The sequence below is a fragment of the Acetobacter sp. genome (assembly GCF_047723915.1).
Lineage (GTDB): Bacteria > Pseudomonadota > Alphaproteobacteria > Acetobacterales > Acetobacteraceae > Acetobacter.
The window spans coordinates 59,899-83,045 of the sequence record NZ_JBDOBQ010000013.1; the positions used below are offsets into that span (position 1 = coordinate 59,899).

Annotated in this window: 19 protein-coding genes; 12 read left to right on the forward strand and 7 right to left on the reverse strand. The window is 63.2% G+C overall.

The annotated features are described in order from the left end of the window. Positions 1-121: 121 nt before the first annotated feature. Positions 122-895, forward strand: coding sequence for an SDR family oxidoreductase (locus ABF990_RS08870; protein ID WP_415491314.1), 774 nt, complete (start codon positions 122-124; stop codon positions 893-895). Positions 896-1,251: 356 nt separating this feature from the next. Continuing rightward, positions 1,252-3,528, forward strand: a complete 2,277-nt coding sequence (locus ABF990_RS08875) for a TonB-dependent receptor (protein WP_415491315.1) — start codon at positions 1,252-1,254, stop codon at positions 3,526-3,528. Positions 3,529-3,743: 215 nt separating this feature from the next. On the opposite strand, the gene ABF990_RS08880 is transcribed toward ABF990_RS08875, so the two are convergent. Beyond that, entirely contained in the window at positions 3,744-4,268 is a 525-nt protein-coding gene (locus ABF990_RS08880; RefSeq protein WP_415500404.1) for a DUF1269 domain-containing protein, read from the reverse strand. A 354-nt stretch (positions 4,269-4,622) separates the two neighbouring features. On the opposite strand from ABF990_RS08880, the gene ABF990_RS08885 reads away from it, so the two are divergent. Both ABF990_RS08885 and ABF990_RS08890 read left to right on the forward strand, forming a co-directional pair. Continuing rightward, on the forward strand, positions 4,623-5,039 hold the full coding sequence (locus ABF990_RS08885) for a hypothetical protein (RefSeq protein WP_415491317.1): 417 nt from the start codon (positions 4,623-4,625) through the stop codon (positions 5,037-5,039). 214 nt (positions 5,040-5,253) lie between these two features. Continuing rightward, positions 5,254-5,664: a hypothetical protein gene (locus ABF990_RS08890; protein ID WP_415491318.1), complete on the forward strand. Its 411-nt coding sequence runs from the start codon at positions 5,254-5,256 to the stop codon at positions 5,662-5,664. A 185-nt stretch (positions 5,665-5,849) separates the two neighbouring features. Here the strand turns inward: ABF990_RS08890 and ABF990_RS08895 are convergent, their stop codons facing one another. Then, positions 5,850-6,455, reverse strand: a complete 606-nt coding sequence (locus ABF990_RS08895; RefSeq protein WP_415491319.1) for a histidine phosphatase family protein — start codon at positions 6,453-6,455, stop codon at positions 5,850-5,852. 6 nt (positions 6,456-6,461) lie between these two features. After that, on the reverse strand, positions 6,462-7,394 hold the full coding sequence (locus ABF990_RS08900) for a ribose-phosphate pyrophosphokinase (protein ID WP_415491320.1): 933 nt from the start codon (positions 7,392-7,394) through the stop codon (positions 6,462-6,464). A gap of 223 nt (positions 7,395-7,617) precedes the next feature. Here ABF990_RS08900 and ABF990_RS08905 point away from each other — a divergent pair, with 223 nt between their 5' ends. The 6 genes from ABF990_RS08905 to ABF990_RS08930 all read left to right on the forward strand — a co-directional run bounded on the left by ABF990_RS08905 (position 7,618) and on the right by ABF990_RS08930 (position 12,844). Next, the gene (locus tag ABF990_RS08905) at positions 7,618-8,490 is read left to right on the forward strand and encodes an ABC transporter permease (RefSeq protein ID WP_415491335.1); all 873 of its coding nucleotides are present in this window, start codon (positions 7,618-7,620) and stop codon (positions 8,488-8,490) included. A gap of 3 nt (positions 8,491-8,493) precedes the next feature. Beyond that, entirely contained in the window at positions 8,494-9,237 is a 744-nt protein-coding gene (locus tag ABF990_RS08910) for an ABC transporter ATP-binding protein (RefSeq protein WP_415491321.1), read from the forward strand. A 161-nt stretch (positions 9,238-9,398) separates the two neighbouring features. Continuing rightward, positions 9,399-10,895 carry an MATE family efflux transporter gene (locus tag ABF990_RS08915; RefSeq protein ID WP_415491322.1) on the forward strand — a complete coding sequence of 499 codons (1,497 nt, stop codon included), beginning with the start codon at positions 9,399-9,401 and terminating at the stop codon, positions 10,893-10,895. After that, positions 10,876-11,085, forward strand: coding sequence for a hypothetical protein (locus ABF990_RS08920; RefSeq protein ID WP_415491323.1), 210 nt, complete (start codon positions 10,876-10,878; stop codon positions 11,083-11,085). Before ABF990_RS08915 ends, ABF990_RS08920 begins: the two co-directional genes overlap by 20 nt. Positions 11,086-11,095: 10 nt before the next feature. Then, the gene (locus ABF990_RS08925; protein WP_415491324.1) at positions 11,096-11,674 is read left to right on the forward strand and encodes a YqaA family protein; all 579 of its coding nucleotides are present in this window, start codon (positions 11,096-11,098) and stop codon (positions 11,672-11,674) included. 162 nt (positions 11,675-11,836) lie between these two features. Beyond that, positions 11,837-12,844: an SDR family oxidoreductase gene (locus ABF990_RS08930; RefSeq protein ID WP_415491325.1), complete on the forward strand. Its 1,008-nt coding sequence runs from the start codon at positions 11,837-11,839 to the stop codon at positions 12,842-12,844. Positions 12,845-13,116: 272 nt separating this feature from the next. On the opposite strand, the gene ABF990_RS08935 is transcribed toward ABF990_RS08930, so the two are convergent. Together ABF990_RS08935 and ABF990_RS08940 are read right to left on the reverse strand one after the other, a co-directional pair. Next, complete coding sequence (locus tag ABF990_RS08935) at positions 13,117-14,010, reverse strand: 4-(cytidine 5'-diphospho)-2-C-methyl-D-erythritol kinase (RefSeq protein WP_415491326.1); 894 nt, start codon at positions 14,008-14,010, stop codon at positions 13,117-13,119. Then, the gene (locus ABF990_RS08940) at positions 14,007-15,884 is read right to left on the reverse strand and encodes a tetratricopeptide repeat protein (RefSeq protein ID WP_415506553.1); all 1,878 of its coding nucleotides are present in this window, start codon (positions 15,882-15,884) and stop codon (positions 14,007-14,009) included. The genes ABF990_RS08935 and ABF990_RS08940 overlap by 4 nt, the downstream gene beginning before the upstream one ends. 213 nt (positions 15,885-16,097) lie before the next feature. Between ABF990_RS08940 and ABF990_RS08945 the strand changes: the two genes are divergently transcribed. Both ABF990_RS08945 and ABF990_RS08950 read left to right on the forward strand, forming a co-directional pair. Further along, on the forward strand, positions 16,098-17,015 hold the full coding sequence (locus ABF990_RS08945; RefSeq protein WP_415506554.1) for a uracil-DNA glycosylase: 918 nt from the start codon (positions 16,098-16,100) through the stop codon (positions 17,013-17,015). A 212-nt stretch (positions 17,016-17,227) separates the two neighbouring features. Next, a complete protein-coding gene (locus ABF990_RS08950; RefSeq protein WP_415500402.1) occupies positions 17,228-19,198 on the forward strand; it encodes a transglycosylase SLT domain-containing protein in 1,971 nt (656 codons plus the stop codon). A gap of 548 nt (positions 19,199-19,746) precedes the next feature. Here ABF990_RS08950 and ABF990_RS08955 read toward each other — a convergent pair. Together ABF990_RS08955 and hpnH are read right to left on the reverse strand one after the other, a co-directional pair. Continuing rightward, complete coding sequence (locus ABF990_RS08955; protein WP_415500400.1) at positions 19,747-21,048, reverse strand: hemolysin family protein; 1,302 nt, start codon at positions 21,046-21,048, stop codon at positions 19,747-19,749. A gap of 382 nt (positions 21,049-21,430) precedes the next feature. Then, positions 21,431-22,642, reverse strand: coding sequence for an adenosyl-hopene transferase HpnH (gene hpnH / locus ABF990_RS08960; RefSeq protein WP_415491331.1), 1,212 nt, complete (start codon positions 22,640-22,642; stop codon positions 21,431-21,433). Positions 22,643-23,147: the final 505 nt, after the last annotated feature.

The window sequence follows — 23,147 nt, forward strand, 5'->3', positions numbered from 1 at the left end:
AGAATAAGATAATTTATCGTAAATTTTCGAATGATATAGTGCGGCCGCCCTGATCGGAAGCCCCGACCGACCGAACCGGCATCCCGGTCAGACACCCAACAGCATGAACAGGAAACAGCACATGGTCGATCATACGCTTGCAGGCAAAACGGTCCTGATCGCCGGTGGCGCGAAAAACCTCGGGGGCCTTATCGCGCAGGATCTGGCAGCGCATGGGGCTGGCACGGTCGTCATCCATTATCACAGCCCCCGCAATGCGGATGACGCCCAGGCCACCCTGCGCGCCATAGAACAGGCGGGCGCGCGCGGCATTGCCCTGCAGGCGGACCTGACCGCTGCCGGCGCAGTCGCCAGACTGTTCGCGGATGCCACAACCGCCGCCGGACCGCTGGACATCGCCATCAACACCGTTGGCAAGGTTCTGAAAAAGCCCATAGCCGACACGACAGATGACGAATACGATGCAATGTTCGCCATCAATACCAAAGTCGCCTACCAGTTCATACGCGAAGCAGGCCAGCACCTGCGCGACAACGGCAAGCTGCTGACGCTCGTTACCTCGCTGCTGGGGGCGTATACGCCGTTCTATTCCACCTATGCGGGGTCCAAGGCGGCGGTGGAGCACTTTACCCGTGCCGCATCCAAGGAATTTGGCGCACGCGGGATTTCGGTCAACGCCATTGGCCCGGGCCCGATGGACACACCTTTCTTTTACGGACAGGAAGCGCCAGAGGCCGTGGCCTACCACAAGACCGCCGCGGCCCTTTCGGCCTTCAGCCAGACAGGACTGACCGATATTGCCGACATCGCCCCCTACGTGCGCTTTATCGTGTCAGAAGGCTGGTGGATGACGGGCCAGACCATTCTGGTCAACGGCGGTTACACGACCAAATAACTCGCCACCGGGCATTGCGCAGCCGGCCTGCGGGCTACAACGCCCGCACCCAACCAAAGGGTGAGGCAGCAGGCCGTCAGCAATCCGGGCCTGGGGCTGGGCCTGGCGTTCGGGAAAAGAACGACGGACCACACCAGCGCCACCCCACCGCCCCCGCAGAACGGACCACGCGCCCCTGCATGCCCACGGCACCCCTTTATTCAGCACTCAGCACTCAGCACTTCGGGTAAGGGCACCGTTGCCCGAACGCAACAGCGCCGGGATTGTGGGGGATTTTTCGTCAGAAACTTATTGTTATGATATAATATAACATATACACGGGCGGCTGGTTCCACTCCTGACAAGGCCGCCTGTCCATGATACGCCGCCCCTCCGGTCTTTTCCTCTATTCATCCCTTCTGGGTAGCCTGTGCCTTACGGGCGGTCTGGGTGCCGCGCAGACGCCCGATACACCCCCCACGCCCAGCGCCACCAAGCAGACGACGCGTATCAAGGCTGCCCCGATCAAAGGCCGCCCGCAGACCACGACCGTCACCACGGACAAGGCGCGCGAAGCCCAGCAGGTGATCGTGACCGCGCATCTCGATCGTATGCGCTCCAACCTGTCCCCCACTACGGGGGCGACCGTGTACACGTTCAGCCGCAAAGCGCTGGAGACCATTCCGGGTGGAGACAACGCACCGCTCAACCAGGTGCTGTTGCAGGCCCCCGGCGTCGCCCAGGACAGCTATGGCCAGATCCATGTGCGCGGAGACCATAACGAAGTGCAGTTCAGGCTCGATGGCGTGCAGCTTCCCGAAGGGTTGAGCGTGTTCGGTCAGGCGCTCATGACCCGCTTTGCCGACAGCATGTCCATGACCACGGGCGCGCTACCCAGCCAGTTCGGGTTCCTGCAGGCGGCTGTGGTGGATATCACCACCAAGACCGGCACCACCAACACGGGCGGCAACCTTTCCATTTACGGCGGGGCGCGGGATTATTTTTTCCCCTCCCTGCAATACGGTTTTCATAAAGGGAAATGGGACTTTTTTGCCACGGCGGACTTCGTGCATGACCGTGTCGGCATTGAAAACACCATGCCCACCTTCAACGCCCTGCATGACCTGAGCAATCAGTACCATTTTCTGGGCCATGCCCGCTACACGGCGGATGAAAACACGCGTATCAGCTTTATCGCGGGCGTGTCCAACGCGGAATACCAGCTTCCGAACAATCCTGGGCAGCAGACACAGTTTTCAATGCCGTCCTATTCCGGCAGTTCTCTGGCCCAGCAGTTGAGCGGTAGCGGCGACAGCGGCTCTCTCAGCGAACATCAGAAGCAGATCACGGATTTCGCCATTCTGGCACTCCAGAAGGAAATCGGTGTGTTCAGCCTGCAAAGCTCGGTGTTCACCCGCTACAGCAGCCTGCGCTATTCACCCGACCCGCTGGGGGACCTGGTCTATAACGGCATTGCACAGAATGCGGCGCGCTCGGTCTTTTCCACCGGCACACAGCACGACGTGACGTGGCGGGCCATGCGCAACCATACGGTGCGTTTCGGGTTCCAGGTTTTTGTCGAACGCACGACCTCCAAGACCGTCTCCAGCGTTTTCGGGCAGGACGGGGTGGACAGTGACGGCAACCCCATATTCGGCACGCAGCCCCTGACCATTCATGACGGCAGCGGCAAGACCGGCATGGTATATGGGCTTTACGGTCAGGACGAATGGCAGTTGACCCGCAACCTGACCCTGAATTACGGCCTGCGTTTTGACGGCGTCAGCGAATACACGTCCGAGACACAGTTCAGCCCGCGTGTGAACGTTGTCTGGAAACCCTGGAAAGGGGGTGTGCTGCACGCCGGCTATTCGCGCTATTTCACGCCCCCGCCGTTCGAAGTGGTTTCAAGCACATCGCTGTACAAATTCGCGCAGACCAGTGCGGCACCGGCCAATTATCGTAACAATACGGTCCGTGCCGAACGGGACCATTATTTCGATGCCGGGTTCGAGCAGACCCTTCTGCCCGGCTGGCGCGTCTCGTTCGATGCGTATTACAAGCTCGCCCACAACCTGATCGATGAAGGACAGTTCGGCGCACCTATTGTTCTGAGCGGGTTCAATTACCGGCGCGGGCAGGTGAACGGCTACGAATTCAGCACATCCTATGACCGCGGACCGCTGTCGCTTTACGGCAATTTTGCGTGGTCACGCGCCATCGGCAAGGACATTACCAGCGCGCAGTTCAATTTCGACCCCGAAGATCTGGCCTATATCAAAAACCGCTGGATCCACCTCGACCACGACCAGCGCTGGACCGCATCGGCCGGGGCCGCCTACACGCTGTTCCACCGGACCCGCTTTCCCCTGCGGTTTTCGGCCACCATGGTCTATGGCAGCGGCCTGCGGGCAGATGGCGCGGTGCCCAACGGGGTTGCCCTGACACCTTACGCCACGGTCAATTTTTCTGCGGTACAAACCATTCGCGACACGTTCGGCCATCGCTGGCCGGGAGATACGCAGTTGCGGCTGGATGTCACCAACCTTGCCGATCACACCTATCTGCTGCGCGACGGCTCGGGCATTGGTGTTGGCGCACCGCAATACGGCCTGCGCCGCACTATTCTGTGCGGGGTTTCGCAAGGGTTCTGACCCGGCCTGACAGAAGAAAAACCGATGCCTGACGACGATTGCCGTCAGGTATCGGGCGCCAAACCGCACAATACACACCGCATTGCGCGCGCAGGCCGGAACCACATTGTTCAACGAACCTGTTTTTCAGCCACAGGGCCGCAGCACCCCAGCCTTACGCCAGTGCGGCGGCCCCATGCAGGAACGCTCCGCCGCACAGCCGGCGAAATAGCAGTTCAGGTCGAAACGACATCACCCAATGCCGTTTTCAGTTTCGCTTCCGCCTCGGGCGAGAGCGAGGTGCGGATGATCCGGGCATGCCCCTTGAACTGGGCCAGATCGGCCAGCACTTTTTCAGGCTGGGATTTGCGGACCAGAACGAACAGGGCCGATGTGTTGACGGGAATGGTGTCGCTCAGCGACGTAATGAACCCGTCATCGATCCCGTAATCGGACATCTTGCCCGCCAGGGCACCGGTGCCCGCACCCACCGCACTCCCGATAACAAAACCGGCCAGCGGGTTAAGGCACAGCAAACCTACCACAACACCCCAGAAACCGCCGGACACCAGCCCCCAGGACGCACCGGCCTTTGCAAGATCGAGGCTCTGGTGCAGATGCACCTTGCCCGCGCCGTCACGCGTGACGACAACCGCGTCCTCCAGGTCGAGCAGGTATTCCTTTTCCAGCGTTCGGCATTCCGCCAGCACTTTCGCTGCATCGTCGATATGGTCGAACCCAAGAACTATCAGATCAGACATGCTGCCTCCTTGAACCTCCGGCTTTATCCCGTTGATAAAACCTGTGCAGGCCATTGGACCTTTGCGATATGGCGATCATACGCTCCCTGTCCATACCCATGACCACAAGGGTATGCCGCGCAGCATATGACGGATCGGGCATGACCCGCACAGCAGCAAACGCATGCCTGCTCCCCTGACGCGCGGATCAGGAATGAAAATGCGGCAAGGCAACACCTGCTCCTGTTTTACGTTCATACAGCAGGATCGTTCCATATGATCCGCGCATAACAGACCGGCACGCAAGGCTATTGCCGCAAACACAGGCGGGCCGAATACTTTGAAAATGCCATATGAGTTCAAGGAGATTGCCCCATGAACACTTTACGCAATACTGTTTTTGCCGCCACACTGGCGTTCAGCGCGGCTGTAGCGGCCGCCCCGGCCATGGCGGCGGAGGTCACGCCGGACTCCGTGCCGCAGGCCCCTGTAGGGCCCGGCCCGTCGGTGGATGCCGCATCCGTCGGCAATATCGCAGGACTGATGTACTACTGTTACGCCCATGATATTGACGATGACACCACCGTGCGTTCATTGGGCCGCTCACTCGCTACGCGCAGCGATGTCACGTCAGACCCGACTTACGGGCAAGGTGGCGCGGGATGGCTGACTGTAGGACCGGACCAGATCGTGGACCTGAACAAGACAACCGGCCCCATACGCACCGCCACCTGCGCGCATGCCGCCCAACGCGGCATTACGCTTGATGACGGATCTTTCCTGCTGCCATAAGCCGTTCAGAAATATCTGTTTTTTCCCATGGTCTGCTCCTGTCCGTGCAGGAGCAGACCATGGGCGTGGTGCGTGTTTTTTCGCACCGGTTTTGCACGAGTTACAGTCGTGCAGGCCCATACAGGCACAGGTTCATATATTCACATCATCACGGAAACTTCCTGCCAGGGTGCCACGTTGACTGAGTGCACCTTCTCAAACACGGGAGGCTTCCATGACATTCCTGCAAACGGTTACAACCGCAATCAGTCAGGTTGGCGACTTTGTAACCGCCGCGACCTTCGACAAGTCCGGGCTGCTGACAGCCCTGAACGAAGTGCTCGGCCCCATTCCCCGGCCCGACCGGCCCAGCAAGCTCGAACAGCGCGCGCAGGCTGCGGGCATGATCGGAACCATACGCCGCTGGCAGGCCAGCCCCAAAAGCCCGCCAGCTACGGAACGGGAAATACGGACCTTCTTCCTGCCCGAAGAACTGGAACGTTTTTCCGATCAGACCGGGCTTACGGATACGGCAACGCTCAAAATGGTCCGCAAGCTGTTACCGCTATGCGTACGGCTTCGCGCCATTCATGACCCGTCTCTCAAGCCTCCGCCTGATCCTGACGAGCACATGCCCGCGACATGATGCCACATGTGCGATGTCCGGTAGTGCTACGGGGTACCTGCACGGTCTGGTGGTCATAAAGACCCATGCCCATGGGGGCGAACCCGCATGACAAGGCACGCGCCCGCTCTGCACCCGGCTGTCTGTCATGATCCGGCAGGGACGACCTGCATGGCAGATACACCATGCAGACCCTGCTGCGTAGGTCAGGGCAGTTCGCGCAGGGACCACGCGCCACCAGGTTCAGGTGCGGCGCTGAGCGGAATGGCGTTTGCCAGTCTTACATTGGCTGGCAGCGCCATGGCGGCACGCAGCGCACGGAACAGTGCTCCATGGGCGACTATAAGCGGCTGGCCTTCCTGTTCGGTCGCACGGTTGACGGCACCCACCGCGCGCGCGCGCAGCACGTCGAACGATTCAGCCCCCGCCGGCGTGTAATGGCCTGCGATCCAGTCATCGTACCAGGTGCCTATGGGCTGGCCTTCCTGCTCGCCAAAACAGACTTCGGCAAGATCGTCATCGACACTCAGGGCCATGACAGGCAGGCCGTGCGCAACCAGTTCGTCACGCACCAGCGACGCCGTGCGCAACGCACGTTCCAGCGGAGAAGACACGATACGGACTATTCCCGCCCCGCCCGTATCGTACGCCGCGCGCAGGGCCTGTTGGATAAGCTGCCCCGCCGCTACCGCCTGATCCAGCCCGGTCTCGTTCAGGGGCACATCCGTGCGCCCCTGCGACAGGCCCGCGCGGTTCCAGTCGGTCTGCCCGTGGCGGAGGTACCAATACGGGCGGGGGGAAAGCTGGTTCATGACACCTCAGTCAAACAGGGAGGAGACGGAACTTTCATCCGCCACAGCACGCATGGCGCGGGCCAACAGGCCGGAAATGGTGACCTGGCGGATATTGCGCGCCGCCTTTACGGATTCGGTCGCCTTGATGCTGTCTGTCAGGGTCAGCATCTCGATCGGGGAATCGGCCACCCGTTCGACAGACTGGCCCGTCAGCACGCCATGGGTCACATAAGCCCCGACCGACGCGGCCCCCTGCGCGGCAATGGCGCGGGCCGCGTTGCACAGGGACCCCCCACTGTCGATGATATCGTCCACCAGCAGGCAGTGGCGGCCACGCACGTCACCGATGACATTCATGACCTCGGACACGCCAGCCCGTTCGCGCCGCTTGTCGATAATGGCCAGATCCGTATTCAGCCGCTGGGCCAACTGGCGGGCCCGCACCACCCCGCCCACATCGGGCGAGACGATCATGAGGTCGCGGTTGCCGTACTGCGCGCGGATGTCGCGCACGAACAGCGGAGCCGCGTAAAGATTGTCGACCGGGATATCGAAAAAGCCCTGGATCTGCATGGCGTGCAGGTCCAGCGTCAGCACGCGGCTGGCCCCGGCTTCCACCAGCAGGTTGGCCACCAGCTTGGCGCTGATCGGCGTACGGGGGCCTGACTTGCGGTCCTGCCGGGCGTAACCGAAATAGGGCATGACCGCTGTAATGCGCTTGGCCGAACCGCGCCGCAGCGCATCGAGCATGATCAGCAGTTCCATAAGGTTGTCGTTGGTGGGCGTGCAGGTGCTCTGCACGACAAACACATCCTCGCCACGCACGTTTTCGTGGATTTCGACGAAAACCTCCATGTCCGCAAACCGCCGGACGGTCGTATTGCACAGGGGCAGGCCCAGTTCCGCGGCGACGGCCTCGGCCAAAGGCAGGTTGCTGTTACAGGCGACAATTTTCATGACAAGGAGGGTTCCCGGCCTCAGATGTTACACAAGGTACAGACATAGGACACTGCAAACGGGGCGGGTTTAGCAACCAAGCCACCTCTTGTCATCCTCGCTTCTGGGCGGGGCTGCCTTCTGGTACGCCAACGTGGCACAAATGCCGCGCGCCGTGGCACGGCATGCGCGCAATCATGCCCTTGCGCCAGCGCGGGCGCTTCTTTACTCTGCCCAGCCTGACATGAACGACATGCCCGACCTGCCACAACCGCCATCCCGTCCCACAACCGGGACAGAACCCGTCATGCGGCTGGTGCCCCAGACTGGACTGTCCTATTTCGGGCGCGCCCTGCACGATATCACGCAGGGTTTCCACTTCAGGACACTGGCGCTGACCCTGGCCTGGCTGGATATACGGCTGCGCTATCGCGGGTCCGTTCTGGGGCCGTTCTGGCTGACGGGCACCACCACCATCATGATCGCGGCCATGGGGGTGCTGTACTCCTACCTGCTGAACGTGGACATGCATAAATACCTGCCGTTCCTGACGTTTTCCGTCGTGCTGTGGTCACTGGCCAGCGGTGTGCTCAGGGAAGGCTGTACGGCGTTTACGGCGGCAAGCAGCCTCATTCATTCCGCGCGCATGCCATACACGCTGCATGTCATCCGGGTGGAAATGCGCAACATCCTTGTTCTGGCGCACAATATTCCTGTGGTGATCGGCGTGTTCCTGTGGTTCCACGCGGCACCACAGAACCTGACGACACTCCTGCCCGCCTGCGCCCTGTGGCTGGTCGACTGCTTTTTCATGATCATGCTGCTGGGGGTGCTGGGTGCGCGGTTCCGCGACACGTCGCCCATTGTCGCGAGCCTGACGCAGATCTTCTTTTTCGTCACCCCCGTCATCTGGGCGCCGGAACTCATGACCATTGGCCAGAACTGGCTGCTGCTCGACCCGTTTTTTCCCCTGATCGAGATCCTGCGCGCCCCCATTACGGGCGATGTCGTGCAGGTCGCGGTCTGGCCGGCGGCACTGGCGTGGTCCGCCCTGCTCGCGGTCGTGACATTCTGCCTGTTCGCGCGCATGCGCACGCGACTGGCCTACTGGATTTAGGCGATGGCAGGCATAGACGTCCGTGATCTGGAAATCACATTCCCGCTCTACCATGGCGATGCACGCCACCTGCGCGCAATGGGGGAGCTGGACGGCAACTCCCGCTTCATCCACGATGCCCGTAAACGCGTCGTGGTGGATGCCCTGCGCGATGTCAGCTTCAGCCTCAAACCCGGCGACAGGCTGGGTCTTGTGGGCAGCAACGGCGCTGGCAAGACCACCCTGCTGCGTGCGCTGGCGGGCATTTACGAACCGGTTGGGGGCAGTGTCACGGTACATGGCACCGTAGGCTGCCTGCTGGACCCGCAACTGGGCATGGACATGGAACTGACCGGCCGCGAGAACATCCGCCTGCGCGGCATGTTCGCGGGGCTGACGCGCGAGCAGACGGCCCGCGTGGAAGACGATGTGGAGGAGTTCACGGCCCTTGGTTCCTTCATGGACCTGCCCATGCTCACCTACAGTTCGGGCATGACCGTGCGGCTGTCCTTCGCACTGGCAACGGCCATTATGCCCGACGTGCTGCTGATGGATGAATGGTTCATGGCGGGGGATGCGTCGTTCCGCGCCAAGGCCCGTACGCGGCTTGAAGGGCTTGTCTCGGGGGCGGATATTCTGGTTCTGTCCAGCCATATGTCCGACATCATGGCCGAATGGTGCAACCGGCTGATCTGGCTGGACGGCGGGCGTATCCGCATGGACGGCCCGACAGACACCGTGTTGCGCGCTTATGCCAGCCAGTCGTGACCCGTGCTCTCAAACGGCGCGCGGCACGCCCCGTGGCACCGTTCGCGCCATGCCTCTCATGCGTGTCCCGTGCGACCTGGCTTATTCGCATTCCACACCAGACGTGACATAGTACAGCCTGTCCTGCATCTTTTGTGCAAGGACTGTCAGACGGAGCCCACATGACCCGGCCTACCCCGCCCGGCGGCCGTAACAAGGCCTGTTTCACGACCGGCAGCATCATGCGGCATGTGCTTGTCATGGCGGGAACGGGCGCCATAGGGCTGATGGCCGTGTTCGCCGTCGACATGCTGAACATGGTCTATATCAGCCATCTGGGGAAAACCGCGCTCAGTGCCGCCATAGGCTTTGCCAGCGCCATTATCGGCCTTCAGATCGCGGTGGCGATCGGCATCACGATCGGGCTGAGCGCATCCACCGCGCGCGAAATCGGGGCCGGGCGCGGGGCAGAGGCACGGCGGATCGCGTCATCCGCCATGGCGGTCATGATCGCGCTGACAACGGTTCTGGGTGTGGGCACGACAGTATGGGCACACCCCCTTCTGGCCCTGTTCGGCGCCCGGGGCGAGGCACTGGACGCCGCGACCGCTTACCTGCGCGTGGTCAGCCCCGCCCTGCCGCTGATCTGTATCGGCATGGGGTCATCCGCCCTCATGCGGGTGGTGGGGGATGCGAAAGGGTCCATGAACATCACGCTGATGGGGGCTGTCGTGGCCGCCATCCTGGACCCGCTGCTGATTTTCGGGCTGCATGAAGGGCTGATGGGGGCCGCCATCAGCACGGTTCTGTCCCGCCTTGTCGTGGGGCTTGCGGGACTGCGCGGCGCGTTGGCCCACAACATGCTCACCCTGCCGCGCCTGCACCGGATCGGCCCCGATACGCGCCGCGTCGCCCGGGTAGCGCTGCCTGCGGTCCTGACCAACCTGGCCACACCGGCGGGGGGCGTTTACGTCACCCGCGCCATGTCAGGCTTCGGGCTGGACGCGGTGGCGGGTCAGGCCTCCATAGAGCGCATGATCCCTGTCCTGTTTGCGCTGGTTTTTTCCCTGACGGGTTCCGTCGGCCCCATCATGGGGCAGAACCTCGGGGCCGGACGGCATGAACGGGTCACGCAGACACTGAGTGCGGCTCTCAAGCTTGTGGTGCTGAGCGTTGGCGTGACCTGGGTTTTTCTCGCCCTCGCGCAGGATGTCGTGGTGCAGCTTTTCCAGGCCCACGGCAACGCCGCCGCCCTTATTCACCTGTTCTGTTCATGGACCATGGGAAGCTACCTGTTCGTGGGCATGCTGTTCGTGGCCAATTCCGCGTTCAACAACCTTGGCTTTCCGCTGTATTCCACGGCGTTCAACTGGGGGCGCGCCACATTGGGAACCGTACCGTTCGTGGTCATGGGCGCACGGTTCGGGCCCCTTGGCGTGCAGGCCGGGCAGGCGCTGGGTGCGGTCATTTTCGGCACGCTCTCGGTCTTGACGGCGTTCCATGTAACACGGAACCTGAAGGTGGCGGCCGGTCTGCCCGCAACACCCGACACCGTTCCCGTTTCCGATATCCCCACCACCAGTGCGGAAGCGGCCATGGCCGAACTGGACGATGTGGAGGGGGCCTCCACCCTCTATTCTGACGACAGGAAACCCCATTATGTCCCGGCTGACGACTGAAGAACGCGACGCCCTGCCCGACGATGCCTTTGCCCTGCCCGGGCGGCGCTACCCGATCCCCGATGCGGCGCATGCACGTGACGCACTGGCCCGGGCCAGCGAAATGCTGCACCGTGGCGATCTGAGCCAGGAGGAATACGACACCATTCACCGCAAGGCCGAAGACGTCCTGCGCCGCGAACGGATGTAGCACCGCCTCCATGCTGAACCGACTTTACGACCGCGTCATGCGGCATGCCGCAAGCCCCCATGCTGCGTGGTGGCTTGCGGCTCTTGCTTTTTCGGAAGCGAGCTTCTTTCCCCTGCCCCCCGAAACCCTGCTTGTGCCCATGGTGCTGGCAAACCGCGACAAAGCATGGCGCTACGCCGCAATCTGCACCGTGGCCAGCGTTGCCGGCGGCCTGCTGGGCTGGCTGATCGGGGCCGTCCTGCTTGACGCCGTTGCCCGGCCCATCGTGCATCTGTACCATGCCGAGCATACGCTGGCCGCATTGCAGGAAAAATTCCGCCAGTGGGGGGTGTGGATCATTCTGATCAAGGGGCTGACCCCTATTCCGTACAAGTTCGTCACCATCGCCAGCGGCATGGCGCATTTCGCCATCGCGCCGTTCATGCTGGCAAGTCTGGTCACACGCGGGGTCCGGTTCTTTCTGGTTGCGACCCTGCTATGGCGTTTCGGCGCCCCGATCGAACGTTTTCTCGAACGCCGCCTGCCGCTGATTACAGGGGCTTTTGCCGTACTTCTCGTCGGGGGTTTTCTCGCCCTGCGCTACCTGTAGACCTGTCCGGGCAAACCTCCGGACAGGTGGGTCCGGACAACCGGGGCCGGGGCAGCCGGGAGCAGACCCGCGCCGTCACCGCTTGCGCATGGCGGGCCTCTCGGGGCAGGTAGACACCAACATTGCATTGTCTCCGACATGGATAAGGGAGAAAAAACGGACATGGCTTCACAGATCGCCGTCATTACCGGGGCCGGTTCAGGCATCGGGCGCGCTGCGGCCCTTGCATTGGGGCGCGCGGGTTTCGACATCGCCCTTCTGGGCCGCGACCAGACCCGACTGGACGAAACCGCGCGCGACCTGGACCGGCACGGCATCCGTTCCCTTGCCATCGCACAGGACGTGGCCGACCCGCAGGGGGTGCAGGCCGCAGCCGACCGGATCGAGCAGGAACTGGGGCCGATTGCCGTATGGGCGAACTGTGCGGGAGCCACCGTTATCGGCCAGACAGCCGTGCTGGCCGCAGAAGACATCCGCCGCGCCACGGAAGTCACGTATCTGGGCAGTGTTTACGGCACGCTGGCGGCCCTGAACGTCATGCGCCGCCGGGGCCAGGGCACCATCATCAATCTCGACCTGACACCGGCGCTGCGCGGGCTGCCGCTCCAGGCGGCGGAAAGTGGCGCACGGGCTGGCCTGCGCGGATTCTGCGCCAGCCTGCGCCCCGAACTGCGCCATGACGGAGACCGTATTCGCGTGGTCATGGTCGACCTGCCCGCCATCAACACCCCACGGTATGGCTGGACCCGCAACATGACCGGCAAACGCCTGAAACCCTATGGCGCGGTCTATGAGCCCGAAGTCGCGGCCGAGGCGATCTGCCGGGCCGCATTCGGATCGTCCCGCTCGGTTTCCATCGGGCTGGGCACGCTGCTCGACCCGCTGCGGTCCCTACTGGCCCCTTTCTACCGCGAAGCCCGACTGGCGGAGCTCGGTTACAAGGCCCAGATGAGCTATGACTGGATGCAGGCCCCGCAACCCGACGGCCTGCACGAACCCGTTGCGGGCGCGTTTGGCGCGCACGGCCCGTTCGACGAAAAATCCCGCCGGCTGGACAGCCCGCTCAGCATTTTTGTGCCGTCAGACCTGCGGGCCGGCCTGTTCGGAGCACTTGCCGCAATGGCGCTGGCGACCCTCGCCCGGCATATGAAAAAACCCGGCAAGGCCTGATCGCCAGAACCGTAGCCGCCTGTGCCCCCAAACCGGGGCCACAGGCGGCGGGTTCATGGACCACGCCGATGTCCGGTTTGAAGAAGATTTTTTCGGGAAAGCTTTTACGGGAAAACCACCGCGTCAACCTTTGAACAGGCGACCCGCAGGGCTTTTCATGCCACCCAGCCGCCCGCCATGGTGAACACCAAGCGGGTATAGGCCCCCTTATGGGTGGTTACCTGCCAGCGCCGGGGCACCGGCAGGGTAAGCGCCGGGCCGGCAGCACCCGCTCATGGGTGCTGGAACAGGCCCCCGCCCCATACCCACCACGCATTATGGGCATCGGCCAGACGATCAGCCGCCTGGCGTGCCGCTCCCTCATTCGGGAACAGGCCGAAACAGGTCGCGCCGGACCCGCTCATACGCGCCATCAGGCAGCCGGGCTGCTGGGCAATATCGGCCAATGCCGCGCTGATCAGCGGACAGATCGCACGGGCCGGAGCCTCAAGGCTGTTTTCCTGCGCCTGAAGCGTTTCAACCATGGCGCGGGCATCCGGCCAGGCGTCGGGCAGGGTCGCGCGCGGCACAAAACCGCCCTGACGCTGGCGAAAAACCTCAGGCGTGGACACGCCCTGCCCGCAGTTGACCAGCACCATGCCGCAGGAGGGTATTGTGGGGGCGGGATTAAGAGTTTCACCAATACCTTCCATGCGGATGGTCTGGCTTAGCAAGCAGACCGGTACATCCGCCCCCAGTTTTTCGGATTCGGCCAGCAGCACGTCACGCGTGGCACCAATGCCCCATGCCCGGTCGAGCAGGCGTAGCGCCGCTGCGGCATCGGCCGAGCCCCCGCCGATACCCGACGCCACAGGCAGGTTTTTTTCCAGCACCAGCCGACCGCCCTGCACAGCGGCCCCGGGTCCCGCCAGCCCGCGCAACGCCGCCGCCGCTTTCATGACCAGATTGTCAGGTCCCGCCGCCGCATGGCCCAGCACCTTGCCGAACCGGCCCGTAAGCTCCAGATGCAACGGCTGAGGTCCGGGCGTGTAATGCAGCACGTCTCCTGCCTGCGCGAACACGACAAGACTGTCGAGCAGATGGTAGCCATCCGGCCTGCGGCCCGTCACATGCAGGTACAGATTGATCTTGGCCGGTGCGGCCTCTGTCAGCAGGGCGGCGGTCACAGCGTGTGGTTTCCTTTTTCTGCCTGGGGGGCTGGCCGCTCGTCGTTCCGGGCGACACCCGCCCGGCGCAGGGCCGCGCGAATCCGCTCTTCATCAGCAGCGTTGGGGTGCAGGCCAAGGGCCATGTTCCACTGATCCACCGCCTCTGTCCGGCGGCCGACACGCCAGTAGGCCTCACCCAGATGGTAATTGATCTCCGCGTCCTCCGGCGTCAGCTCCGCTGCTTTTTCAAGCAGGGGCATGCCGCCCGCAAGATCGCCCTGTTCCAGCAGCGCCCAGCCCAGACTGTCGGTAATGGCCGCATCCTCGGGTGCAAGCTGGTGCGCCTTGCTGAGCAGCCGCCCCGCTTCGGGCAGGTTTTCGCGTCGCTCCGCCATGGAATATCCCAGAAAATTCAGGAGCATCGGCTCCTCCGGCGCATAGGCCAGAGCCGCACGCCCGTCATCGCGCGCGCGGGGCCAGTCACCGGCCTCGTAATAGGCGCTGGCGCGCAGGAACAGCAGTGTCCAGTCCACGTTTTTATGCGCGGCCCCCAGATCGATCGCCTTTGTATAAGCGGCGATCGCACCTTTCCAGTCCTTCTTCTGGGCCAGGGCGTTGCCCAGGGCACGCAGCACCGTAAGCTGGTCGGGGGCCTGCCGTGCCAGAGCTGACAGCAGGGTTATGGCCTCATCGATCTGGTCGGATGATGTATCGAGCACCGCCAGACGCAGATTCGCGACCGGGGCCAGCGGGTCATCATGCGCGACAAGCTGCAACGTACGGCGGGCTGCGGCGGTATACCCTTCCTCATCCTGGATTTCGGCCAGCATCAGCCGGGCATCGGCCTGCGCGGGGTCCATACCCAGCGCAAACCCCAGCATCAGCCGCGTGGCCTCGTCGATCTGGTAGCGGTTGGCGGCCCCCTTCATCGGGTCCATCCCCGTATTGTGCGCCTGGTCATGCGCCTGTTCGCGCAGCAGGAAGGCCGTCAGCACATAGGCCCGTGCGATTCCCGCCCGGGCATTGGCCACGGGAAAGCGGGCAATATCCGCCTGCAACCCCGGCCCGGCCAGCGCCAGCACCGCATCGGAGGCAATCTGGGCACGCAGGAGATCGCGCGCCTGTCCGTGCTTGCCCTGCGCCCAGAGCCACGCCGCGTAAGACCGCGCCAGCAGCAGGTCTCCGCCCGGCATCATTTTCTGGGCCTGCGCGAACAGAACGCCAGCCTGGGGCTGCAACCCGCCGGCATGCGCGATAAGGGCTGCGTGCGTCGTATAAAACGGCACGAGAACAGACCCCTGAATAGAGACAAGGCGCGCCATGCCTTTGTCCGCATGACCCTGCGCCTGTTCGCACCAGGCCATAAGCAACGGCATGATCAGGTGGGCAAGCGGGTCGACCTCCGCCTGCCTGTAATAATGCACGGCATCGGCCCACGCACCACGCGAAACAGCATCGTTCCCCAGCACTAGCGCTGCAATCACACTCTCACGGTCGGATGCCGCGACGGATTTGCGGGCAAGCTGCACGGCCTGGGGATCGCCCGCCATGACACTGCGCACAAACGCCTGCTTGAGCAGGTTGCCATTCGCCGGATCGGTCCGCAGTGCGTCACGGAACGCCTGGGCGGCTTCGGGGTCATCCCCCAGGCGGGCCGCCACGATCCCGCGCAAAAACGCCCCCGAATCGACCAGGCCGCTCGTATCGGCCCCTTTTGCCACTGTTTTCAGGCCCGGCTCCGCATGCGGCAGGGCGGTTGTCGCGACACTGAAAACACCCCCGCGCGCCACGGCCGGGCCAGCCATCGTGGATGCCAGGGCACTGGTGCCCGACAGCGCGAATGCAGCCCCAAACGCTGCGAAAACCATAGGCAAAAGGCGACAAGACAGCATAAGAACCCTTTAAATACTCGATCAGCGGCGCCGGTCCGCCCTCTGACGTGGAGCGGCAGCCCCTGTCCTTTCGCCGCAGACTGGCCCTGCCCCCGACCGTAATCCGGCCCCGGCGCGAAGGAACGCGATGAACGGCTCTCTTTTCTCTACCGCGCTCCAGCCAAACCGCCAAATACTGTGGCCCGTCCGCTGTCCTGTGGTAGGATCATGCTGATGGAAGCCGAACTGTCCCTGCTGCGTCTTTATATGGAATGGGGGGTGGATACCGCCCTGGCCGATGTCCCGGCCGACCACCGCCAGTCCACCGGCCATGCTATTGGCCCGCGCACGGCCCGACCGGCGCCCGACGACCGGCCGCCCATGCCGGGCAGGAACGGACCATACGCACCGCCCACGGCCCGTTCGGGCCACCCCGCCGGGCTGGCAGATGCCGCAGGGAACACGCATCTGCCACGCGCCATGCCCTCTCCCATGCCCCCTGCCATGCCCGGAACCGGCCCCGGAACGGGGGTTGGAACCGCAGCAAGCATTGCGGACTCGGTCGCTCTGGCCCGGCAGGTGGCCGCCCGGGCCGATAGCCCGCAGGCCCTGTCCATGGCCATGGACAGGTTCGAGGCATGCCCCCTGCGTGCCACAGCCATGCACACGCTGGTCCCGCACGGACCGACACACGCCCCGCTGATGCTGATCGGTGAAGCGCCCGACGCGGACGAAGACCGCAGCGGTCAGGTTTTCGCCGGTGTGTGCGGCACCTTGCTGGACGAAATGCTGGCCCCCCTGCCGCTGACGCGCGCCGACCTGCTGCTGGCCACGGCCCTGCCCTGGCGGCCACCGGGCGGGCGGCCACCGTCCGATCTGGAACAGCGCATGTGCCTGCCGTTTCTCGAACGCGCCATAGAGCTGTTTGCGCCGCAACGCCTGCTGCTATGCGGCCGCATGCCCGCCGCCATGATGCTCGGCCGCGACAGCCAGCCCCGCCGGGAATGGCAGCCCCTGGCCCTGCCCGGCCTGCCCCCGCTCCCCGTGCTGTGCATGCGCCATCCGCTGCAATTGCGCGCCAGCAGTACAGCCCGCCGCGAGATATGGCAAAGCCTGCTCCTAGTGATGCAGACCCTGCGCCAAAGTGCCTGAAAACAGCAGTTTTCCAATTTGTAATAAGACACATAATGTTACAAACAAATACTGCCCTCAGCACCCCGAAATACCGAGAAAAAACAAAGAACTCCCACAAAGATGGCAAAATTGTTGCACAATGCCGGGCAACACTTTTTGAAACGTCGCCACAGATGCTTGATAACAGGAAACTTGCTTTTTCGGCGTGAAGCGCCTAGACCCCGCCAGCCATGCGAGCGATAGGTCAAATACCTCACCAGATCGCGGCAAGGGCCTTTATGGCCGGTGCCGCCCTGTTGGCCAGCGCTTCCGTCAGCGTGACGAGAGCCCATGCCAAGCCCCCGGAAAACGGGCACGAACCGTACAGCGAAGAGCTGGCCATGGTTCTGCCACGTCCGGCGTTTCCACAGGGAGATGATCTGGCCCTGCCCAAGCCGCTGCCACCGGACGTGGCAGCGCAGATCCGCGCCATTTTCCAGATGCAGCGGCAGGGCGCTTTCGCCCAGGCCATCAACAGCACCACGCATCTGACCGATTCAACCCTGCTGGGCGAGCTGGAAGCAGACCGCTACATGAACCCGGCCTACCACCCCAACGCGACGGAGCTGCGCAACTGGCTGAAGCAGTATGTCGGCTACGCGGATGCCCCGGCCATCTGGGCCCGCCTTGCCGCGTTGCAGGACCGGGGCGGCCCCATGCCGCCAGCCCCACCGTCCGAACGACTGGCCCCGGCCCATGCCGCGCTGGCGGTAGGCCCACAGGCGCATGACTTTACCCGCAACCCCCTGCTGGACCGTACCCTGCGCGAACGTGCCACCTGGGGGCTGAAAGGGGCCAAAAGCGCGCTGCACCTGATCAGCACCACGCCCGGCATGACACCCGCCTATGCCGCGCAGTTACAGGCCGAAACCGCCCAGGCCATGCTGGCCCTGGGCGAGCCGGATCTGGCGCTGGACATCAGCCGGACCGCGCTGGACAACTCGCACGGGCAGAACGCCCTGGCCGGGTTCCTGGCCGGGCTGGTTCTGTGGCAGCGGCAGGAATACGGCGCGGCCATTCCCTTATTCGAGACCGCATCCCACGCGCAGCATGCCAGCGTGGATACGCGCGCGGCATGCGCCTACTGGGCAGCCCGCGCGCATGACAAGGTTGGCAACGCCCACAGCCATCATATCTGGCTGCAGCATGCCGCCGCGTTCTCCAGAACCTTTTACGGGCTGCTGGCCGCCAATACGCTGAGCGGGGAAGCGACAGGCCGCAAGGCCGCCGAAGCCCGGTTCAGCCCCGGCCGCGGAACGCGCAGCCGTCTGGCCGGGTTCGCCCCGCTGGAAAACGCCACGGCGGACAGTACCGCCAGCACCCCGTCCAGCCCGGTGCTGACCGAAATCGATATCGAAGCCGTGGGCGCCACGGATTCGGGCCGCCGCGTTTTCGCGCTGTTGCAGGTTGGCGAAAACAGCATGGCCGAAAATACCATGCGCCGCACCTGGCCAACCTTGCACGACCCTACTCTTGCACGCGCCTTCCAGCTTGTTGCCCAGACCGCCGGCCTGCATGACCTTGCAAGCGAAATGGCCGAGGCCCTGCGCACGCACGCCGCGACCGCCCAGGGGCTGGACGACGCCCCCATGCCGCAGTTGCAGCCGCGCCACGGCTTTACGATGGACCCGGCCCTTGTCTATGCGCTGGCCCGGGTGGAATCCAACTTCGACGCCCATGCCGTTTCCGGCGCAGGGGCTCATGGGCTGATGCAGATCCGCCCCATTACGGCGGATTTCGTGACCAGCCGTTCGCCTTCGACCATGACCCACCGTTTTGAACAGTCGGCCTCAGCCCTGCACGACCCCAGCCTGAACCTCGAAATCGGGCAGCGTTACGTTCAGTATCTGGCCGAACTGACCCGCCAGGCCAGCCATACGGATGCGCGCGGCGGCGATATCATCCGCCTGCTGGCCAGCTACAATGCCGGACCTTCCGCCCTGGCCCACTGGGAAAGCGCTGGTGCCAGCGCCGCCGACCCGCTGCTGTTCATCGAACTGCTGCCCAATACCGAGACGCGGGATTACGTTCACCGCACGCTGACCTATCTGTGGCGCTACGCCGCCAAGATGAAATTGCCAGCCCCGTCACTGGCAGCCCTGGCCCATGGGACATGGCCCGACTTCGCGGACGAAAAGGCGCTCGCCCAGACCGTGCATTGACCAGACTGTACATTGACCAGCCGGGGCATTAGCCAGACCGTGCATTAACCGGCGGGCACGGTTTTTTTTTCCACCAGCCCCGCTTGGGCAGGCAGCCCCACCCTGACGACACAGGTTCCGCCCCGCAGCATTGTACTGCGGGGGCAAAAGCAAGCCGAACCACGTGGTGTAAGGCGCAGGCCGAAAAAACGGCCCCCGGCACAGATGCACGAAGCGCGCTTTCCCATCCGCACGAACACGGCCGATACCCGAACAGTGTTCCTGCCGGCCACCGGATTCATCCGGCCGGTGTTTTCCGCCCCAACGGCTTGAAGCGCCACCGGGACAGACCGCATCGCCATATCGAATCCGTTTTTTCGATCAGAAAATATCTTTGCAACAGGTCTGTTTTTAAAAACAGCACTGTGCAGGTCTGCGCGCGGCAGGCTTGAGGCAGCCATGGGACTTACCCCGTCAGCCCGGTGCTCATGCCAAACAGAAAAACCGCGCGACTGCTTTGTCGGCTGGCGCGCCGCTACCAGCCGGGAAAGGTAGAAAACAGGCGGCTTTCAGTTTTCCGCCAGAGCCTGACGGCTGGCCCGCACCCGCGATACGCGACGGCCTTCGACCTCCAGCACCTCGAACAGCCAGCCTTCATATGCAACCTTGTCCCCCACGGACGGAACACGGCGCAGCAGGGCCAGCAGCAGACCGCCCAGCGTATGGTAACTGCCTTCCTCGGGCAGCATCCGCAGGCCCAGCCGGTCTTTGACCTCATCAGCGGATTCCGCGCCATCCAGCACCATGATCGCGGGACGCAGCGGCGTGGTCGTGGTTTTGTGGGTGATATGCTGCAATTCGTGCAGGGTCTCACCCACAATGGCGTCGAACAGGTCGGACGCCGTAACAATGCCTTCGAATGCGCCGTATTCGTCAAAAACGAAGGCCATGCCAAGAGAAATTCCACGCATGCGTTCAAGCATGTCCAGCGCCGAAATACTGTCGGGCACCACCACCATGGGCCGCAGCCCGGCCTCGATAGAGGCAGGCATGCCGTCCAGCACGCGATCGAGCATGTCCTTGGCCAGCACGACACCGACCGGGTTGTCCACCCCGCCTTCGCACACCACGATCCGGGCATAGGTGCTTTGCTTGAGGGCACGCACCAGGGCCTCACGCCCGGCATGGCGGTCTATCCAGTACAGTTCGTTGCGCGGCGTCATGATCGCGCGCACAGGCCGGTCGGCCAGACGCAGCAGGCGCTCGATCATCGTGCGTTCCTCCTGCTCCAGCACCCCTGAGCGCGCGCCTTCGGCGATATAGGCTCTCAGTTCCTCTTCCGTCAGCGACTCATTGACAGCGTCGCTGGCGCCCATAAGCCGCAAGACAAGGTTGGAGGACTGACGCAATGCCCACACCACGGGCCGTGCGATGGTGGCCAGAACTTCGAGCAGCATGGCCAGGCGGGACGCCAGAAGCTCGGGCTCGCGCAGGGCAAGCTGCTTGGGCACAAGTTCCCCCACCACCAGCATCAGCGCCGTAATCGCGACAACCACGATCACGATCGAAAGCTGGGGGGCCGCCGCTCCGATAAAAGGCACCTCCTGCAAAAGGGGGGTCAGGCGTTCCTCGATCCGCACACCGCCGAACGTTCCCTCAAGAATGGAAACCAGCGTCATGCCCACCTGCACGGTTGGCAGAAAGCTTTGCGGGTCTTCGGCCAGGCGCAGGGCCCGGTCGGCCCCGCGCACGCCCTGTTCATGCAGCCGCACCAGACGCGGCTTGCGAACCGATATGAGCGCCAGTTCCCCCATGGCGAAAACCGCGTTCAGGAGGGCAAGGAGGATGATGATGAAAATGGAAGAAATCATGAATGCAACAATACGGCCTGCGACGGGACAGACCCCGGCCAGCACCGGATCGGCACGGCAGGGATCGATATCGGGGAGAATACGGGATGAACCCGCCGGAAGCCAGAACCGAACACCCGGCCCCCGCACCGGGCAGCATCCCGTTCTGGCGGGGCCGGTTCATGCGGAAGCCGTATGCCTGCCCCACACATAAAGCGGACCAAAAAGGTATGTTTTAAAACCCCGGACATGAAAAAGGCGGCCCCCGAAGGAGCCGCCTTGCATAACCGGATACGATTCGCGAACGACGTAATACCCGTAAACACCGCACCTGAAGCCGGCCCGGCTTATCCGGCAGGGGGCAGACCCGCCCGCCGGAAAGCCCGGAAAGCCAGTCAGGGCTTCAGTCAGCCGCCGTCGATTCCGCCGGGGTGCTGGCCGCGGGTGCCGCATCATTGGCGGTTTCGGTGCGGATTACCTTCACGCGCGGAGCCTTGGCAGGCTTGCTGGCCGCGATTGCATCCATCTGTTCTTCAACCTGCTTGGAGAACACGTACTGGGCGGGACGCTGGTTGGCGAGCGAGATTTCAGGCGCCATGGGCTTTTCGGTTTCGGGTCCGAACAGCGCCACTTTGGCGATGTGCCAGGGCCTGCGCACGGCATCCATCACGGCGGTGGATTCATAGCCCGAATGCACCATGCAGTCGGCGCATTTTTCATAATTGCCGGTGCCGTAGTCGTCCCACTTGGTGTCGTCCATCAGTTCCTGGAAGGTCTTGGCATAGCCTTCACCCAGCAGGTAGCACGGACGCTGCCAGCCAAACACGTTGCGCAGCGGCTTGCCCCACGGCGTGCAGTGGTACTGCTCGTTCCCGGCCAGGAAGTTCAGGAACAGCGGCGACTGCGTGAAGCGCCACTTCTTGCCCTTGCCCAGACGGAACACATCGCGGAAGAGTTGCTTGGTCTTCTGCCGGTTCAGGAAGTGTTCCTGATCGGGGGCACGTTCATAGGCATAACCGGGCGCGGTCATGATCCCGTCCACGCCCATGGCCATCACTTCATCGAAGAAGGACGCCACCCGCTTGGGGTCAGCCCCATCGAACAGCGTGCAGTTGATGGACAGGCGGAACCCGCGTTCCTTGGCCTTCTTGATGGCGGCCACGGCACGCTCGTACACACCGTCCTGACAGACGGAGGCGTCGTGCATGGTCTTGTCGCCATCGAGATGCACATCCCACGAGAAGAACGGCGAGGGTTCGTACTCGTCCATCTTCTTTTCGAGCAGAAGTGCGTTGGTGCACAGATACACGTATTTCTTGCGCGCGATCAGGCCGCGCACGATCTGCGGCATTTCCTTGTGCAGCAGCGGTTCGCCACCGGCCACCGCGATCACGGGTGCGCCTGCCTCGGCATCGGCGTCGAGGCATTCCTGCACCGTCATGCGCTGGTTGAGAATTGCCGCCGGATAGTCGATCTTGCCGCAGCCCGCACATGCCAGATTACACCGGAAAAGCGGCTCGAGCATAAGCACCAGCGGATAACGCTTGCGTCCTGTGATATGCTGTTTGACAACATAACTGCCAACCCTGACGGCCTGCATTATCGGTACAGCCATAAACCCCCGCTTTGGCGCTTGCGAACGCCTTATCGTGACTGAAGAAGATTATTCAGTATGCCAAAATAGCGCGACCGTGCCACTGCCGTGATCGGTCCTTTCTGATCGGCCTATTCAGACCGGCCAGACAGACCCGGAGTGCCGGAGCCGCGCATATGTAGTCCTTGGCGTGCATATAGGTGGGCCGTTTTGTCAAGCTCAAGTCTTTTCCCACAACCGTTGCAAAAATGACACATTCGTAAGTCAGTTTTGTTTCAATGCTTGCGTTCTTGTCGGATTCATTAAACCACAGCTCCAAGAGTTCGCGGTGTCTGGCGACAAGGTGACGCGACGTAAGACACGCCGGCACGTGCGATCCATCCCCCCGGAATGCGGCAGACCGGGTATAATGGTGTTTCGCCTGCCGCCTAGAAGAAGATGGAAACGATCGCATGGACAGGTCCAAGGACAAGAACGCCCCCTCCCCGATTCCGACGTATGGTCGTTTTCCGGCGCTGGACCGGGT

Coding starts and splice junctions, on each gene's coding strand:
- ABF990_RS08900 (WP_415491320.1), bottom strand. CDS start 7,394: ATGAAAATTGTCGCCTGTAACAGCAACCTGCCTTTGGCCGAGGCCGTC.
- ABF990_RS08875 (WP_415491315.1), top strand. CDS start 1,252: ATGATACGCCGCCCCTCCGGTCTTTTCCTCTATTCATCCCTTCTGGGT.
- ABF990_RS08895 (WP_415491319.1), bottom strand. CDS start 6,455: ATGAACCAGCTTTCCCCCCGCCCGTATTGGTACCTCCGCCACGGGCAG.
- ABF990_RS08930 (WP_415491325.1), top strand. CDS start 11,837: ATGGCTTCACAGATCGCCGTCATTACCGGGGCCGGTTCAGGCATCGGG.
- ABF990_RS08885 (WP_415491317.1), top strand. CDS start 4,623: ATGAACACTTTACGCAATACTGTTTTTGCCGCCACACTGGCGTTCAGC.
- ABF990_RS08955 (WP_415500400.1), bottom strand. CDS start 21,048: ATGATTTCTTCCATTTTCATCATCATCCTCCTTGCCCTCCTGAACGCG.
- ABF990_RS08870 (WP_415491314.1), top strand. CDS start 122: ATGGTCGATCATACGCTTGCAGGCAAAACGGTCCTGATCGCCGGTGGC.
- ABF990_RS08905 (WP_415491335.1), top strand. CDS start 7,618: ATGAACGACATGCCCGACCTGCCACAACCGCCATCCCGTCCCACAACC.
- ABF990_RS08950 (WP_415500402.1), top strand. CDS start 17,228: ATGCGAGCGATAGGTCAAATACCTCACCAGATCGCGGCAAGGGCCTTT.
- ABF990_RS08945 (WP_415506554.1), top strand. CDS start 16,098: ATGGAAGCCGAACTGTCCCTGCTGCGTCTTTATATGGAATGGGGGGTG.
- ABF990_RS08910 (WP_415491321.1), top strand. CDS start 8,494: ATGGCAGGCATAGACGTCCGTGATCTGGAAATCACATTCCCGCTCTAC.
- ABF990_RS08880 (WP_415500404.1), bottom strand. CDS start 4,268: ATGTCTGATCTGATAGTTCTTGGGTTCGACCATATCGACGATGCAGCG.
- ABF990_RS08890 (WP_415491318.1), top strand. CDS start 5,254: ATGACATTCCTGCAAACGGTTACAACCGCAATCAGTCAGGTTGGCGAC.
- hpnH (WP_415491331.1), bottom strand. CDS start 22,642: ATGGCTGTACCGATAATGCAGGCCGTCAGGGTTGGCAGTTATGTTGTC.
- ABF990_RS08925 (WP_415491324.1), top strand. CDS start 11,096: ATGCTGAACCGACTTTACGACCGCGTCATGCGGCATGCCGCAAGCCCC.
- ABF990_RS08915 (WP_415491322.1), top strand. CDS start 9,399: ATGACCCGGCCTACCCCGCCCGGCGGCCGTAACAAGGCCTGTTTCACG.
- ABF990_RS08920 (WP_415491323.1), top strand. CDS start 10,876: ATGTCCCGGCTGACGACTGAAGAACGCGACGCCCTGCCCGACGATGCC.
- ABF990_RS08940 (WP_415506553.1), bottom strand. CDS start 15,884: ATGCTGTCTTGTCGCCTTTTGCCTATGGTTTTCGCAGCGTTTGGGGCT.